Origin of the sequence: Thalassococcus arenae (genome assembly GCF_019104745.1) — a bacterium.
Lineage (GTDB): Bacteria > Pseudomonadota > Alphaproteobacteria > Rhodobacterales > Rhodobacteraceae > Thalassococcus_B > Thalassococcus_B arenae.
This window is the reverse complement of the sequence record NZ_JAHRWL010000002.1, coordinates 1-14,963: the sequence shown is the minus strand read 5'-3', so window position 1 is coordinate 14,963 and position 14,963 is coordinate 1. Positions and strand designations below refer to the sequence as shown.

Annotated in this window: 15 protein-coding genes and 1 pseudogene; 7 read left to right on the top strand and 9 right to left on the bottom strand. The window is 64.5% G+C overall.

Annotated elements, in window-relative coordinates; genetic code table 11:
* Positions 1-25: 25 nt before the first annotated feature.
* Entirely contained in the window at positions 26-2,266 is a 2,241-nt protein-coding gene (ptsP, locus tag KUH32_RS11345; RefSeq protein ID WP_217778470.1) for a phosphoenolpyruvate--protein phosphotransferase, read from the top strand.
* A gap of 172 nt (positions 2,267-2,438) precedes the next feature.
* Here the strand turns inward: ptsP and KUH32_RS11340 are convergent, their stop codons facing one another.
* Both KUH32_RS11340 and KUH32_RS11335 read right to left on the bottom strand, forming a co-directional pair.
* Complete coding sequence (locus KUH32_RS11340; protein WP_217778468.1) at positions 2,439-3,194, bottom strand: EcsC family protein; 756 nt, start codon at positions 3,192-3,194, stop codon at positions 2,439-2,441.
* A gap of 47 nt (positions 3,195-3,241) precedes the next feature.
* On the bottom strand, positions 3,242-3,787 hold the full coding sequence (locus KUH32_RS11335; protein WP_431358191.1) for a GNAT family N-acetyltransferase: 546 nt from the start codon (positions 3,785-3,787) through the stop codon (positions 3,242-3,244).
* A 28-nt stretch (positions 3,788-3,815) separates the two neighbouring features.
* Here KUH32_RS11335 and KUH32_RS11330 point away from each other — a divergent pair, with 28 nt between their 5' ends.
* Entirely contained in the window at positions 3,816-4,421 is a 606-nt protein-coding gene (locus KUH32_RS11330) for a flavin reductase family protein (RefSeq protein WP_217778465.1), read from the top strand.
* 13 nt (positions 4,422-4,434) lie between these two features.
* Here KUH32_RS11330 and KUH32_RS11325 read toward each other — a convergent pair whose 3' ends face one another.
* From KUH32_RS11325 to KUH32_RS11315, 3 genes are all read right to left on the bottom strand, one after another.
* Positions 4,435-5,205: a class I SAM-dependent methyltransferase gene (locus tag KUH32_RS11325; RefSeq protein ID WP_217778464.1), complete on the bottom strand. Its 771-nt coding sequence runs from the start codon at positions 5,203-5,205 to the stop codon at positions 4,435-4,437.
* 47 nt (positions 5,206-5,252) lie between these two features.
* Positions 5,253-6,887 carry a SulP family inorganic anion transporter gene (locus KUH32_RS11320; protein WP_217778462.1) on the bottom strand — a complete coding sequence of 545 codons (1,635 nt, stop codon included), beginning with the start codon at positions 6,885-6,887 and terminating at the stop codon, positions 5,253-5,255.
* A gap of 144 nt (positions 6,888-7,031) precedes the next feature.
* Positions 7,032-7,652, bottom strand: coding sequence for a hypothetical protein (locus KUH32_RS11315; RefSeq protein WP_217778460.1), 621 nt, complete (start codon positions 7,650-7,652; stop codon positions 7,032-7,034).
* A gap of 104 nt (positions 7,653-7,756) precedes the next feature.
* On the opposite strand from KUH32_RS11315, the gene KUH32_RS11310 reads away from it, so the two are divergent.
* A complete protein-coding gene (locus KUH32_RS11310) occupies positions 7,757-8,635 on the top strand; it encodes an S-methyl-5'-thioadenosine phosphorylase (protein WP_217778458.1) in 879 nt (292 codons plus the stop codon).
* Here KUH32_RS11310 and KUH32_RS11305 read toward each other — a convergent pair.
* Positions 8,625-9,233 carry a hypothetical protein gene (locus KUH32_RS11305; protein ID WP_217778456.1) on the bottom strand — a complete coding sequence of 203 codons (609 nt, stop codon included), beginning with the start codon at positions 9,231-9,233 and terminating at the stop codon, positions 8,625-8,627. The genes KUH32_RS11310 and KUH32_RS11305 overlap by 11 nt on opposite strands.
* Before the next feature lie 110 nt (positions 9,234-9,343).
* On the opposite strand from KUH32_RS11305, the gene KUH32_RS11300 reads away from it, so the two are divergent.
* Together KUH32_RS11300 and KUH32_RS11295 are read left to right on the top strand one after the other, a co-directional pair.
* Complete coding sequence (locus tag KUH32_RS11300; RefSeq protein WP_217778454.1) at positions 9,344-9,967, top strand: LysE family translocator; 624 nt, start codon at positions 9,344-9,346, stop codon at positions 9,965-9,967.
* On the top strand, positions 9,964-10,494 hold the full coding sequence (locus tag KUH32_RS11295; protein ID WP_217778452.1) for an adenine phosphoribosyltransferase: 531 nt from the start codon (positions 9,964-9,966) through the stop codon (positions 10,492-10,494). The genes KUH32_RS11300 and KUH32_RS11295 overlap by 4 nt, the downstream gene beginning before the upstream one ends.
* Before the next feature lie 151 nt (positions 10,495-10,645).
* Here KUH32_RS11295 and phaZ read toward each other — a convergent pair whose 3' ends face one another.
* Entirely contained in the window at positions 10,646-11,914 is a 1,269-nt protein-coding gene (gene phaZ, locus KUH32_RS11290; protein WP_217778451.1) for a polyhydroxyalkanoate depolymerase, read from the bottom strand.
* A gap of 132 nt (positions 11,915-12,046) precedes the next feature.
* Here phaZ and phaC point away from each other — a divergent pair, with 132 nt between their 5' ends.
* Both phaC and KUH32_RS11280 read left to right on the top strand, forming a co-directional pair.
* Positions 12,047-13,849, top strand: a complete 1,803-nt coding sequence (phaC, locus tag KUH32_RS11285; RefSeq protein WP_217778449.1) for a class I poly(R)-hydroxyalkanoic acid synthase — start codon at positions 12,047-12,049, stop codon at positions 13,847-13,849.
* A 131-nt stretch (positions 13,850-13,980) separates the two neighbouring features.
* Positions 13,981-14,430 carry a phasin, PhaP gene (locus KUH32_RS11280; RefSeq protein WP_217778448.1) on the top strand — a complete coding sequence of 150 codons (450 nt, stop codon included), beginning with the start codon at positions 13,981-13,983 and terminating at the stop codon, positions 14,428-14,430.
* 114 nt (positions 14,431-14,544) lie between these two features.
* Here the strand turns inward: KUH32_RS11280 and KUH32_RS11275 are convergent, their stop codons facing one another.
* Together KUH32_RS11275 and KUH32_RS18475 are read right to left on the bottom strand one after the other, a co-directional pair.
* A complete protein-coding gene (locus KUH32_RS11275; protein WP_217778446.1) occupies positions 14,545-14,835 on the bottom strand; it encodes a GNAT family N-acetyltransferase in 291 nt (96 codons plus the stop codon).
* A pseudogene (locus KUH32_RS18475) lies at positions 14,828-14,963 on the bottom strand (succinyl-CoA--3-ketoacid-CoA transferase); the annotation flags it as partial. The pseudogene KUH32_RS18475 and the gene KUH32_RS11275, both read right to left, overlap by 8 nt.

The window sequence follows — 14,963 nt, the reverse complement described above, 5'->3', positions numbered from 1 at the left end:
CCGGGATCAGAAAGAGCCATGGATCATGACCAACGGTCTGGAAAGCGAAAGCCGCAAGCTGCTTGGACGGCTGCGCGACACGATGGCCGAAGAGGCCGCGGGTCAGGCGCGGCTGGACAAGATCACCCATCTGACCGCGGATTCGATGGGCACCGAGGTGTGCTCGATCTATTTGTTCCGTGACCCTGAAACGCTGGAATTGTGCGCCACGCAGGGTCTCAAGCAGGAAGCCGTGCACCAGACCCGGATGAAGCTGGGCGAAGGCCTGGTCGGCCGGGTCGCGCGCAGCGGCAAGACGGTCAACACCGCCGACGCACCCGCCGAGCGCGGCTTCCGCTACATGCCCGAAACCGGCGAAGAGATCTATTCGAGCTTTCTCGGCGTGCCGATCCAGCGGCTGGGGGAAAAGCTGGGCGTGATGGTCGTGCAGTCGAAACAGCAGCGCAAGTTCACCGATGACGAGGTTTACGCGCTGGAAGTCGTGGCCATGGTGCTGGCCGAGATGACCGAACTGGGTGCGTTCGTCGGCGAAGGCGCGGCGCTGAAGGCGCGCCATACCCAGCCGGCGCTGTTCCGGGGCGCAACCGGCCAGGAGGGCACGGCGATGGGCCGGGTCTGGCTGCATGAACCGCGCGTGGTGGTCACCAACCTGGTGGCCGACGACCCCGACCGCGAACGCGCCCGGTTGCAGGAAGCGGTCGACCAGCTGCGCGTCAGCGTCGACGAGATGCTGGCCGGCGCTTCGGGTGACAGCGAACAGATGCAAGTGCTGGAAGCTTACCGGATGTTCGCCAATTCCAAGGGCTGGATGCGCCGGATGGACGAGGATATCGCCCGCGGCCTGTCGGCCGAAGCGGCGGTTGAAAAGGAACAATCCGTCGCGCGTGCCCGCATGGCCCAGGCCACCGACGCCTATTTGCGTGACCGGCTGCACGACCTCGACGATCTCTCCAACCGGTTGCTGCGCATCCTGACCGGCCAAGGCAGCCAGACCGGTGCCGAGATGCCCGACGACCCGATCCTGGTGGCGCGCAATATCGGCCCGGGCGAACTGCTGGAATACGGCCGCAAGCTGAGGGGCGTGGTGCTGGAGGAAGGCTCGGTCGGCAGCCATGCCGCCATCGTCGCGCGCGCGTTGGCGATTCCGCTGGTCATCCATGCCGAACGGATCACCAACGAGGCGCTGAACGGCGATCGGATCATGGTCGACGGCGATCAGGGCATCGTGCACCTGCGACCCGATGACAGCGTGGCGACGGCGTTTCAGGACAAAATCGCGATGCAGGCCAAGGCGCAGGAGCGCTATGCATCGATCCGCGAGACACCCTGCGTCACCGGCTGCGGGACACGCGTACAGCTTTTGATGAATGCCGGGCTGATGGCCGATCTGCCGTCGCTGGAAAGTTCGGGCGCCGAGGGCGTCGGCCTGTTCCGGACCGAGTTGCAATTCCTGATCCGCAACCAGATGCCCAAGCGCACCGAACTGGCGGCGCTTTATGCGCGTGTGCTGGATGCGGCCAAGGGCAAGCGCGTTGTCTTCCGCACGCTCGACATCGGCTCGGACAAGGTGCTGCCCTACATGAAACCGCAGGACGAGCCCAACCCGGCGCTTGGCTGGCGGGCGATCCGTGTCGGGCTGGACAAGCCCGGTGTGCTGCGGATGCAGTTGCAGGCGCTGCTGCGCGCCGCCGATGGCCGGCCGTTGTCGGTGATGTTCCCCTTCGTCGCGCAGCACGAAGAATTCCAGCGCGCCCGCTGGGAGATGGAAAAGACCATCGCCCGCGAAAAGCGCCTGGGCCACACGGTGCCCGAGAGGCTCGAGATCGGCGCGATGCTGGAGACCCCCAGCCTGGCCTTCGCCAGCCGGCGGTTCTTTGAAGAGGTCGAGTTCCTGTCCATCGGCGGCAACGATCTGAAACAGTTCTTTTTTGCCGCGGACCGGGAAAACGAACGGGTCCGGCGCCGCTATGACACGCTGAATGTCAGTTTCCTGTCGTTTCTCGAAAACATCGTCGCCCGGTGCGGCGATACCGATACGCAACTCAGTTTCTGCGGCGAGGATGCGGGCCGCCCGCTCGAGGCGCTATGCCTGGCGGCCATCGGCATCCATACGCTGTCGATGCGTCCGGCGTCGATCGGGCCGGTCAAGAGCCTGCTGATGCGGGCCGATCTGGGCGCCGTGAAAGCGGCGATCGACGATGCGCGCGAGCGTGGCGAACAATCGGTCCGCGACGCCGTAACCGATTACCTGCGCGGAATCGGCTAGCCGCCGAAACGACAAACCCGGACCGACGCGTTCTGCATCGATCCGGGCACTGTCCGTTTTGGACCTGCGCGTCGGCGCATTCACAAGAGATCGCCTCGGGTCAAAGGCCGTCGCCCAAGGCCGTTCTGGCCCGGCGACGCGTCATGGATAAGCGGTTAACCTTAACGGGTCGTTAGCGGATCTGGCGCCGGATCTCGTCGCGCAGGGCGGCGCCCAGCGCCTCGCGGGTCTGGCCGCTGCGTTCGGCCAGGGCGAACAGGCCGAAATGCACATGCGCCATGGACTGGTAGTAGCTGGTATAGGCATAATTCGTCGCGGCCCCGGCGGCGGCGCCGATGATCGGGACGGTCTGCGCAGCAAGCTTTTGACCCAACACCGTGGCCAATCGCGGTGCGATGCGCGCGATCAGGCCATGCACCGTTGCGCCGGTCAGGGTGATGCGGGCCGTCAGAAACGCCATGTCCGCGCCGTCGTCATCGGCCAGCGGCCCGGCCGAGGCGAAGACGCTCAGCGCCTCTTTCTGGATCGCCGGATCGTCGGGGTCGAAACCGTGCTCGGCCGCGATGCCCTGGATCGCGCGCAACAAAACGGTGGTCGTGACCGGCAATTCCGCCAGCGCCGTCGGCAGGCCCCCGGCTCCGCCCATCGCGCCCATCGCCGTCGTCACCGCGGTGTTGAGCCAGCCTTTCTGGTCCGGGATCACGCCGCGCGATGCCTGCGCGGCGCGCAGCGCGCCTTCCAGCGCACGGCTGGTGGCGGTTTCCAGCTGATCCTTGACCGGGTCGGGCAGCCGCTCCAGCAGGTTCTCGGCACGGCCGCCGATCAGGTTCAGCACTTGCATTCCGACCGACCGCGCGGCGCGGTGGCGCCTGGCCAGCAAGGCGATGTCGCGGGTCACGTCGAGCGTCACCAGATCGGTTGGCGGCATGGGCGGCGTCCTCCTGCGCGATTAGATGTGGTCGCCCGACCGGCCGTTCAAGGCAGCGTGCCGTTGGCCTTTTGCACCTTGCCCGAGACGCCGTCCCAGGCGCCAGGCACCAGCGCCAGCCCCAGAACGCGGTCAGGATTGGTCGGCGGCGGCATCTCGACCCCGTCCAGCTTGCGAAAACCGAAGCGGTGGTAATAAGGAAGATCACCCACCAGCAGCACCCGTTCCCAGCCCGCATCGGACGCATCCGCCAGGCTTTGCCGCATCAGCGCCGACCCCAGCCCCGCGCCATGCGACACCGGGTGAACCGCGATCGGGCCCAGCAGCAAGGACCAATGCGGGCCGATCCGCACCGGCCAATAGCGGATTGCACCGCCCAGGATTCCCATCGGATCACGCGCGACATAGCACAGCTCGGAAACCGGCTCGACGCCATCGCGCAGCTGGTAGGAGGACAACAACTGGCGGCCCGGAAGAAAGCAGGTGTCGAACAGTGCCTCGACCTCCCACCAATCCTCGGGCGTTTCTCGTGACAGCGTGAACAGCCCTTGCCCCCCGCATCTATCGTTGCAAATGCCCGTAGCACGGGTCAAACCGCCCCGCAAACAAGGAGATGCGCCGATGTTCTATCGCCCCGAGGACGGCCACGGCCTGCCGCACAACCCGTTCAACGCCATCGTGACGCCGCGGCCCATCGGCTGGATCTCGACCCGCGGCGCGGACGGGCAGGACAACCTGGCGCCGTATTCCTTCTTCAACGCCGTGGCCTATGTGCCGCCGCAGGTGATGTTCGCCTCGACCAGCACCAAGCCCGACCGCGGCGACACCAAGGACAGCGTCGCCAATATCCGCGAGACCGGCGTGTTCTGCGTGAACGTCGTGGAATACGCAATGAAGGACGTGATGAACCACAGTTCCGGCCCCTGGCCGCGCGAGGTCGACGAGTTCGACAAGGCCGGGATCGTGCGGGCCGAGTGCGAAACCATCGCCTGTTCGCGTGTGGCACAGGCCCCCGCGAACCTGGAATGTCGGCTGACGCAGATCGTGCAATTGCCGGGCGACGCGAATTTCGCGGTCTTCGGCCAAGTCACCGGCGTTCATATGCGCGACGATTGCCTGAAGGACGGGATGTTCGATGTGCTGGCCTTCAACCCCTTGGCGCGGATGGGGTACCGCGACTATTCGGTCGTCCGAGAGGTGTTCGAATTGAAACGACCGGGCGAGTGAGAGAGCACGCCACTCAGCCGGTTTTTTGCAAGTGCCAGACCTGTTCAAACGGATAGTGCTTGGCCCAGTCCGCCGGGACCGAACCACGCACGCCGACCGCGTCTTCGGGGGCATAAACCTCGTGATAGCGCTCGACCACAAAACCGATCTTGGCAAACAGCGCCATCCAGTCGGCGAAGGTCAGGTTGAAGTTCACACCGCTCGGATCGATCTCGACCCCGGTCCAATCCGCGCCCCACATGCCGCGATAGGGGCGGTGAAGCGCGGTGTCGCAGGGCGCGCCATCTGCGGGTGAACAGATCAGCACCAGGGGATGGTTGCCGAGAAAAACCAGCCGCCCGCCCGGCCGCAAAAGGCGCCAGGCCTCGCGCAGCCAAAGCCCGGGCGGGCACCAGATCGCCGCACCGTATTCGCTGATGGCAAAGTCGAAGCTTTGTTCTGGCAGCCCGGTCGCTTCTGCGTTGCCTTCGACAAAGGTGATGTCGGCGCCGTGTTCGGCAGCCAATCTGCGGGCCGTCGCCAACTGCCTGGCCGAGACGTCGACCGCCGTGACCCGCGCGCCGCGGCGCGCCATCCAGCCGGCGACATATCCCGTGCCGCAGCCCAACTCGATCGCGTCAAGACCCTCCATCGGCTCGGGAAGCATCCCGAGCGCGGCCTCCGGCGCACCCCAACTGCCCCATTCCGGCGTCTGGGCCGCCCAGAGCCGTTCGCCGAAGGCGACCCAATTGGCGGCGTCTTCGTCCCAGACGTCGCGGTTGATGGCGACATGGTCAGGCGTCATGCGATACCCTCCGCTTCAGGCACCGCGACGTTACCGGATCCGGCGCCTCAATGCCCGCCCAGGATACCGGTCCGCACGCCGTAATCCACCGCCAGCGCGTAATCGGGGTCGTCGTCGCTGTCGACCATCAGGTGGCCGGCGCGCGACAGCAGCTTGTGGCAGTCCCGGGACAGGTGGCGCAGCTGGATCTGCTTGCCCTCGGCCTCGTATCGCGCCGCGACCGCCTCGATGGCCTGCAGGGCCGACTGGTCGACCACCCGGCTGTCGGCGAAATCGACGATCACCGTGTCGGGGTCGCCCGCCACGTCGAACAACTCGACAAAGCCGTCGCTTGACCCGAAGAACAGCGGCCCCTTGATCTCGTAGACCTTGGCGCCCTGCGCGGTGCGGGATTCGCGGGTCACGGCGTGGATGCGCTTGGCGTTGTTCCAGGCATAGGCCAGCGCCGAGACGATCACCCCCACGACAACGGCAACGGCCAGGTCCTCCATCACCGTGACCACGGTGACCAGCAGGATGACGAATGCATCAATGCGCGGCACCTTGCGCAGGATGGTCAGCGAATTCCAGGCAAACGTGCCGATGACCACCATGAACATCACCCCCACCAGCGCGGCCAGCGGAATCAGTTCGATCAGCGGCGCGGCGAACAGGATGAAGACCAGCAGGAACAGCGCCGCCGCGATCCCCGCCACCCGTGTGCGGGCACCGGATTTCACGTTTATCATCGACTGGCCGATCATCGCGCAACCACCCATGCCGCCGAAGAACCCGGTCAACAGGTTGGCCGCACCCTGGGCCAGGCATTCCTGGCTGGCGCCGCCGCGCTTGCCGGTCATCTCGCCCACCAGGTTCAGCGTCAGCAGCGATTCGATCAGGCCGATGGCGGCCAGGATCACCGCATAGGGCAGGATGATCTGGAAGGTTTCGAGTGTCGGCGGCACCACGGGCATGTGAAAGGATGGCAGCCCCCCTGCGATGGAGGCCAGATCGCCGACGCGCGGCACTTCAAGCCCGAAGGCGATGACCAGCCCGGCCACGACGGCGATCCCCGCCAGTGGCGCCGGCACGATGCGGGTGATGCGCGGCATCACCCAGATGATCGCCATGGTCAGCGCCGTCAGCCCCAGCATCAGCGCCAGCGGCAGGCCCGACAGCCATTCGCCCCCGCCCATGCCGTGGCCGGTGTTTTCCACGGTGCCCGGCACCTTGAACTGCGCCAGCTGCGCCAGAAAAATCACGATGGCCAGCCCGTTGACGAAGCCCAGCATCACCGGATGCGGTACCAGCCGGATGAATTTGCCCCATTGCATCAGCCCGACGAAAACCTGGATCGCGCCCATCAGGACGACGGTGGCGAACAGGTATTCCACCCCGTGCTGGGCCACCAGCGACACCATGACCACCGCCAGCGCACCGGTGGCGCCCGAGATCATCCCCGGCCGCCCGCCGATCAGCGCCGTCACCAGGCCGACCAGGAAGGCCGCGTAAAGGCCTACCAGCGGATGCACTCCGGCGACAAAGGCAAAGGCCACCGCTTCGGGCACCAGCGCCAGCGCCACGGTCAGACCGGCCAGCAGTTCGATCCGGATGCGCGACGGCGTCAGTTTTTCGTCGGGCATCAGGCTCAGGTCGGGAATGGCAAGGCGATTGGCGAAGCTCGCCAGCAGGGCGCGGGGCATGTCGGGGGGTCCTCATTCGTATCCGGACCGTCTACTGCAACAGGGCGCCGACTGATAGCGCTCTCACGCATAGCCGATATGCGTATTTCGCATATTACTCTTGCCTGAATGAACCGGATTGGTCGCCGGCTGCCATTGTCGGGTCTACCCTGCGGCCTCGTCGCGCGCCCAGAGCAGCAGGAGCAAGGCGCAATTCTTGAACTTGTTGAGCACGGGAGCACCCAGCACCATCATCAACAGATAGGCGTCTTCCGCCTCCGCTGCGGAAAGGCACACCAGCGCGCCAGACAAAGCGACCATCATCAAGGCGTGCCAAAGCACCGCGATATCGCTGTTTTGCCGCCATGATGCGCCATAGATCGGCAACCTGTGCCGGTCCTCGGGCCAGATCTTGCAAAACGCCAGGCATATGATCCCGCCCACGGCGTATCCGAGCGCGAAGACCCGCATGAGCAAGTCTGCGTCGACGCAAGCCAGCACAAGCCACAGCACGGCACTGAAGGCCAATCCGAATGCGCTCAGAATTGCCCGGTGTTCGCGCCATTCGAAGGTCACGCCAACCCCGAAAACCACGTTGCGGGACAAGCCAAGCGCAACGAAACACACCCAGGCCAGGACAAAGGCGGGGACGGCCCGGTCGCCCAACTGCACCGCGTTGGACAAAGACAGGGCGTATACCGCCAGGACCACCCAGGCGCCCACGGCAGTTGTCCAATGAATGCGCGGCGATTTCTGCCAGCTTTGCTCGATGCTGAACCAATCCATGCAACCCGCTTACGCGACATCACCGGCGGATTTGTGAGGATGACAAGGCTTTTCTTTGTCCTGTCGGCAAGGCAGTTTGGCGCCGCGGAACGACGGAGAGAACCATGACCCAAACCATGATCGGAGTGATCGGCGGATCGGGCATTTACGACATCGACGGGCTGGACGGCGCGGAATGGCGCGACGTGGACAGCCCCTGGGGCGCGCCGTCCGACCAGATCCTGACCGGCACGCTGGACGGCGTGCCGATGGCCTTTCTGCCCCGTCACGGCCGGGGTCATGTCCACAGCCCGACCACCGTGCCCTATCGCGCCAATATCGACGCGCTGAAACGGCTGGGCGTGACGGATGTCATCAGCGTCTCGGCCTGCGGGTCGTTCCGCGAGGCAATGGCGCCCGGCGATTTCGTCGTCGTCGACCAGTTCATCGACCGCACCTTTGCGCGGGAAAAGTCGTTCTTCGGCACGGGCTGCGTCGCCCATGTCAGCGTCGCCCATCCGACCTGCCCGCGCCTCGGTGACGCCTGTTTCACCGCAGCACGGGACGCCGGCATCACGATCCACAAGGGCGGCACCTATCTGGCGATGGAGGGCCCGCAATTCTCGACCCTGGCGGAATCGAGGATGTACCGAGAACACTGGGGCGCCGACGTGATCGGCATGACCAACATGCCCGAGGCCAAGCTCGCCCGCGAGGCCGAGCTTTGTTATGCCTCGATCGCCATGGTCACCGATTACGACAGCTGGCACCCCGACCATGGCGAAGTCGACGTGACCGAGATCATCAGGACGCTGATGGGCAATGCCGACAAGGGCCGCGAGATGGTCCGGCGCCTGCCCGCCCTGCTGGGGGCCGACCGTGCCCCCTGCCCGCATGGCTGCGACCGCGCGCTGGAATTCGCGATCCTGACCGCGCCCGAAGCCCGCGATGCTGCGCTGATGGCGCGGCTCGACGCGGTGGCGGGTCGGGTGCTCAGCGCTTGACGGGCTTTTCCGGCGTTTCGCGCCATTGCAGATAGGCCTGGTAGACCTCCTGCGTGGCCTCGAACCGGTAATGCGCATGCACCCAGAAGGCGCTCAACAGAACCGCGATGGACAGCGCGGCGATGCTCCACCATTCCAAGGCCGCCGCCAGCCCGGTCGTGACCAGCCCGCCAAGGGCCACGGCGCGGAACATCTTGGAAATCCCTTCCAGCATCAGCACCCGGTCGACCGGGCGTTCGGCATTGGCAAGCGCGCTTTTTGCATAGGTATAGGGCTGCGGGAACGCCACACCCTCGGCCGCGATCCTGTCGTCGAACCGCGCCTTGACGGGATCGCCCTTGCGCCGGCGCCAGGGTTTGTAGACCCGGTCATAGACCGGCTTGAAGACATGGCCCAGCATCTGCATCGCAACGCCCAGAACCACGATGAGCGCCACCGCGGCCGCACTGTCCAGCGCGGTGACCGGCCAATCCGCCGGCAGAAATCCGACGCGCGCCGCCTCGACCTGGACAAGCACCCACAGCAACAACGTGCCCGGTACCAGATAGGCCAGCGCGTCCAGCGTCGTGACCTTCAGCCCCACATTGTCCGGCTTCATCGCCTCACCTTCCCTGCCTCCGATTCCGCCTCTCGCAATGCGCCTTTGATCTTTTCGACGGGTGGATCGCCGTCTACGGTCGGCCCGACCGCTCGATGAGGATACCACACTTGGCCTTCGATCTCTGGCTCGCCTTCGTTGCCGCCTCGACACTGCTTCTGCTGATCCCCGGCCCCACGGTTCTGCTGGTGCTGAGCTATGCGCTGAGCAAGGGCCGGTCGGTGGCGCTGGCCTCGGCGGCCGGGGTGGCCACGGGCGATCTGATCGCGATGAGCCTGTCGCTGGCGGGTCTCGGCGCGCTGGTGGCGACGTCGGCCATGTTGTTCACGGTGCTGAAATGGGTCGGCGCCGCCTACCTGGTCTGGCTGGGGATCAAGCTGATCCGATCGGCGCCGACGCATGGCCTGTCGCTGCCACAGGCGACGATCACCAGCCGCGGCGTCTATGCCCACAACGCCGCCGTCACCGCGCTCAACCCCAAAAGCATCGCCTTCTTCATCGCCTTCGTGCCGCAATTCGTCGACGGCCAGCGCCCGCTGCTGCCGCAATTCGCGATCCTGACCGCAACCTTCGTGACGCTCGCGGCGCTGAACGCGCTGGCCTATGCGCTGGCCGCCGACAGGCTGCGCCGATGGGTCCAACGCCCCGCCCCGCTGACCTGGATGACCCGCGCGGGCGGCGCCACGCTGATCGGCATGGGCCTGCTCACCGCCACGCTTCGGAGACCTGCATGAAATCCGTCAAGGACTATATTCGCACCATCGTCGACTTCCCGCATGAAGGGATCCTGTTTCGCGATGTCACAACGCTTTTCGCCGATCCACGCGGCTTCCGCATGGCGGTCGACCAGCTGCTGCACCCCTATGCCGGGATGCGCTTCGACAAGGTCGTGGGCCTCGAGGCGCGCGGTTTCATCCTGGGCGGCGCGGTGGCGCATCAGCTTTCGGCCGGTTTCGTGCCCATCCGCAAGAAGGGCAAGCTGCCAGGCGCGGTGATTTCCGAAGACTACCAGCTCGAATATGGCGAGGCGGTCGTCGAGATCCACGACGACGCCATCAAGGCCGGCGAAAAGATCCTGATGGTCGACGACCTGCTGGCCACCGGCGGCACCGCCGAGGCGGGCATCAAGCTGGTCGAACGGCTGGGCGGCGAAATCATCGGCTGCGCCTTCGTCATCGACCTGCCCGATCTGGGCGGCCGGAAAAAGCTCGAGGCGATGGGCATGGATGTCCATGCGCTCTGCGCCTTCGACGGACTCTGACCTGCCCGTCGGCACGCGCGTCGGTTCGGATCGTCGGTCTTCTCTGGTTCAGGAAATATCCCGGGGGCGCGGGGGCAGCGCCCCCTGCCGCATCGGTCGCCGAAGGCGGCGATGCTGACACGGCGCGCGCCGTCAGGCGCGCACCTTCGGATCACGCGACGTTGACGTTCGCGGCTTTCGGGCTCCGCTTGCCGGAATTGGCGTCGATGAAATCCAGCACCAGCGGCCGGATATTGTTGCGCCAGCTCTTGCCGGCGAAGATGCCGTAATGCCCGGCGCCGGGTTCGACATGGCTGGCCTTCTTCGAGGCCGGCAGCCCGGTGCACAGATCCAGCGCCGCAACGCACTGGCCGGGCGCCGAAATGTCGTCCTTGTCGCCTTCGACGGTCTTGACGGCGACCTTGGTGATCGCGCCGATATCCACCTTGTGGCCGGCGACAACGAATTCGTTCTTGGCGATTTCGCGGTTCTTGAAGACGCGCTCGACCGTCGACAGGTAGAATTCCGCCGGCATGTCCATCACCGCAAGATATTCGTCGTAGAACCGGTTGTGCGCATCGTGGTCGCTGGCCTCGCCACGCGACACGCGCAGGATCTGGTCGGTGAAGGCCTTGGAATGGCGGTCGGCATTCATCGACATGAAGCTGGCCAGTTGCAGCAGGCCCGGATAGACCATCCGGCCCACACCCTTGTATTTGAAGCCGACGCGCTGGATCATCGTTTCTTCCAACTGGCCCATCGTGACGCGCCGGCCGAAATCGGTCACGTCGGTGGGCGTCGCGTCCGGGTCGATCGGGCCGCCGATCAGGGTCAGCGTGCGCGGCTGCGCGTCCGGGTCCAGTTCGGCCAGGTATGCGGTGGCGGCCAGCGTCAGCGGCGCCGGCTGGCAGACCGCGATGACGTGGGTGTCGGGCCCCAGCGTGCGCATGAAATCCATCAGGTAGAGGGTATAGTCCTCGATATCGAACTTGCCGCAGCTGACCGGAATGTCGCGGGCATTGTGCCAGTCGGTGATGTAGACTTCGCAATTCACCAGCAGACTTTTGACAGTCGACCGCAAAAGCGTGGCATAATGGCCCGACATGGGCGCCACCAGCAGGATCTTGCGGGGCTGCTCCTTGCGGCCGGAGACGTTGAAATGCACCAGATCGCCGAACGGCTTTTCGACCACCGTCTCGATATTGACGAGATGGTCCTTGCCATCCTCGCAGGTAAAGGTGCGGATGCCCCAGTCGGGCTTGGCCACCATGCGCTTGAAAGTGCGCTCGGTCACGTCGCCCCAGGCCGCCATCCATTGCAGCGCCGGGTTGGGCAACATCGCGAAAGCCGGATAGGACGCGACCGTGCGCGCCGTTGCGCCCAACCACTGGTTGGTGTTGCGCACCGTTTCCATAAGATCGTATGTCGCCATATAACGCATGACAGCCACTCCTTTTTTGCGGCACTGCGCCAGTCAACGAAACGGGGCATGAACCGAGCCAAAAACGCCGCGTTGCCCCCCCGAACAGGCGACGATATTCTGCAGGTGCGAGATTAAGGGGCTTTGAACTCAATGACAACAAACGAACTTGCCGCAGGCGAAAAGAACGCCGAGCTTGATGCAAATCTCGCACGGGTCGAGGATTTGTCGAAACGACTGGTCGCAGCGCTGACGCGGCGAACGCCGACGCCGCCGTCGCTGGGCGGGCCGGATGCCGAACTGTATGCAAAGGCGGCCCAGGCCTATTGGGCCGAATGGCTGGACGATCCGGCCAAGCTGTTGAGCCACCAGATCGAATACTGGGGAAAGTCGGTCACGCAATTCGTCGAGGCGCAGAAGGCCCTGTCTTCGGGCCAGTTCCGCGCGCCCGAGGATCCGGGCCCGAAGGACAAGCGGTTTTCCAACCCGCTCTGGGATACGCACCCCTATTTCAACTACGTCAAGAAGCAGTACCTGCTGAATGCCGACGCGCTGAGCAAGGCCGTCGACGCCATCGACGACATGGACGAAAAGGAAAAGCGGCGGCTCAAGTACTTTGCCCAGCAGGTGGTCGACATGTTCGCGCCGACGAACTTTCTGGCAACCAACCCCGATGCGCTGATGAAGGCGGTCGAGACCGAAGGCGAAAGCCTTGTGAAGGGGCTGGAAAATCTGGTCAACGATCTCGAGGCCAACAATGGCGAACTGATCGTGCGGCTTGCCGATGAAAGCGCGTTTTCGGTCGGCGAGAACATCGCAACCGCGCAGGGCGAGGTGATCTATCGCAACCGGATGATGGAGCTTATCCAGTATTCGCCCACGACCGAAAAGGTGCATGAAACGCCCGTCGTTCTGTTCCCGCCCTGGATCAACAAGTACTACATCCTCGATCTCAAGCCGCAGAACAGCCTGATTCGCTGGATCGTCGACCAGGGCTACACCCTGTTCGTCGTAAGCTGGGTCAATCCCGACAAGACCTACAGCGATGTCGGGCTCGAGGATTACATCCAGGAGGGCTATCTGACCGCGATCGACAAGGCCAAGTCGATCTGCAAGGTGAGCAAGGTCAACGCGGTCGGCTATTGCATCGCCGGCACCACGCTCAGCCTCACACTGGCGCTGCTCAAGGCGCGCGGCGACAAGTCGATCAAGTCCGCCACTTTCTTCACAACGCTGACCGATTTCTCGGACCAGGGGGAATTCACGCCGTTCCTGCAGGACGATTTCGTCGACGGGATCGAGCAGGAGGTGAACAATGTGGGCCTTCTGCCATCCTTCATCATGGCACGGACCTTTTCGTTCCTGCGGTCCAACGACCTGATCTACGGACCCGCGATCCGGCACTACATGATGGGCGAAACACCGCCGGCCTTCGACCTGCTCTACTGGAACGGTGACGGCGCCAACCTGCCCGGCCGGATGGCGATGCAGTATCTGCGCGGGTTGTGCCAGTCGAACGACTTTGCCGGCGACGGGTTCGAACTGATGGGTGAAAAGCTGAAACTGTCGGATGTCGACGTGCCGCTGATGTCGATCGCCACCGAAAGCGACCACATCGCCGCGTGGAAGGATTGCTACCGCGGCGTTCAGATGATGGGATCGAAATCCAAGGCCTTCATCGTCGGTCAGTCGGGTCACATCGCCGGCATCGTCAATCCGCCCAGCAAGAACAAGTACGGCCATTACGTGAACGAGGACGTCACGCTGCCGGCCGACGACTGGCTGGCCGGCGCCGAGTTCCATGAAGGCTCGTGGTGGCCGCGGTGGGAAGAGTGGCTGCGCCAGCGGTCCGGCAAGAAAGTCGCCGCGCGCCAACCCGGCGATTCGAAGCATCCGCCGATCGCACCTGCCCCCGGCAGTTACGTGAAGCTGAAGGCCGCCAAGCAAATTCAATGACTTGATTTGAACGCCCTTCGAGAAATGCTGCATTGCAGAAAAATCTTGCAATGCTGCAGTGCAGCATCTATATATCTCGCAGACGCAGAAACCGCGGGGTGGGCCCGCGATGCAGTCAAGGGATCAAGACAATGGCAAAGACGCAAGACTTCACCGCGATGATGAAAGACATGATGGGCGCGTTCCCGGTCGACACCAAAGCTTTCGAAGAAGCTTACAAGACCACCGCAACCCTGAACGAAAAGCTGTCGGCTGTGGCTCTGGAAGCCGCCGACAAGTCGACCGAAATCTCGGCCAAGTGGACCAAGGACACCCTGTCCAAGCTGGCCGACATGTCGAAAGCCAAGGCCGAGCCGGCTGACTACGCCAAAGCCATGACCGATTTCGCATCGGCCCAGGCCGAGGTTGCCGCCGAGAACATGGCCGCCTTCGCCGAGATCGCGAAGAAAGTCCAGATGGACACCGTCGAGCTGATGATGGCCGCCGGCAAGGACCTGACCGAAGACGCGACCGCCGCCATGAAGAAGGCCACCGAAGAGGTGACTTCGGCCGCGAAGAAAGCCACCGCCGCTGCCAAGTAAGCGGTGACGCACAGGACATTGCGCCCTCTCCTCCCTATCAGGCGCAATCCTGCGGGCGGGTTCTTCGGAACCCGCCCATTTTTTTGGTGGATCGGCGTGGCGACGCGCGAAGCGTCAGACCGCGAAAACGTCGGCCCAGTCGGGATGCTTGCGGCGCTGTGCGTTGACGAACGGGCACAGCGGCATGATCTTGAAACCTTCGGCCCGAGCGTCTTCGACCAGCCGCGTGACCAGTGCCAGACCGGCACCGGTGCCGCGAAACGCATCCGGCACGCCGGTATGATCGGCGATGCGCAACGTAGCCGACGCGATGGAATAGGTCAGTTCCGCCTCCGCGCCATTGCGCCGGATCACGTAGCGCCCCTTTGACCCCTGCTGTTCGTGGACGATCTCGCCGTCAGACAATCGTGGCCTCGGTCGCGGCGTGGATGTCGTCGCGGGTGACGCCGGGGGCGCATTCCAGGATGTGCAGGCCCTTGTGGCCGACCTCGAGCACGCCCAGGTTGGTGATGATCAGGTCCACCACGCCGCGG

What these genes read in the sequence shown, in the direction of transcription:
- KUH32_RS11305 (WP_217778456.1), bottom strand. Translation starts at nt 9,233, where the DNA reads ATGAAGCCGGACAATGTGGGGCTGAAGGTCACGACGCTGGACGCGCTG.
- phaC (WP_217778449.1), top strand. Translation starts at nt 12,047, where the DNA reads ATGACAACAAACGAACTTGCCGCAGGCGAAAAGAACGCCGAGCTTGAT.
- KUH32_RS11320 (WP_217778462.1), bottom strand. Translation starts at nt 6,887, where the DNA reads ATGCCCCGCGCCCTGCTGGCGAGCTTCGCCAATCGCCTTGCCATTCCC.
- KUH32_RS11315 (WP_217778460.1), bottom strand. Translation starts at nt 7,652, where the DNA reads ATGGATTGGTTCAGCATCGAGCAAAGCTGGCAGAAATCGCCGCGCATT.
- KUH32_RS11330 (WP_217778465.1), top strand. Translation starts at nt 3,816, where the DNA reads ATGTTCTATCGCCCCGAGGACGGCCACGGCCTGCCGCACAACCCGTTC.
- KUH32_RS11295 (WP_217778452.1), top strand. Translation starts at nt 9,964, where the DNA reads ATGAAATCCGTCAAGGACTATATTCGCACCATCGTCGACTTCCCGCAT.
- KUH32_RS11310 (WP_217778458.1), top strand. Translation starts at nt 7,757, where the DNA reads ATGACCCAAACCATGATCGGAGTGATCGGCGGATCGGGCATTTACGAC.
- KUH32_RS11340 (WP_217778468.1), bottom strand. Translation starts at nt 3,194, where the DNA reads ATGCCGCCAACCGATCTGGTGACGCTCGACGTGACCCGCGACATCGCC.
- KUH32_RS11325 (WP_217778464.1), bottom strand. Translation starts at nt 5,205, where the DNA reads ATGACGCCTGACCATGTCGCCATCAACCGCGACGTCTGGGACGAAGAC.
- phaZ (WP_217778451.1), bottom strand. Translation starts at nt 11,914, where the DNA reads ATGCGTTATATGGCGACATACGATCTTATGGAAACGGTGCGCAACACC.
- ptsP (WP_217778470.1), top strand. Translation starts at nt 26, where the DNA reads ATGACCAACGGTCTGGAAAGCGAAAGCCGCAAGCTGCTTGGACGGCTG.
- KUH32_RS11280 (WP_217778448.1), top strand. Translation starts at nt 13,981, where the DNA reads ATGGCAAAGACGCAAGACTTCACCGCGATGATGAAAGACATGATGGGC.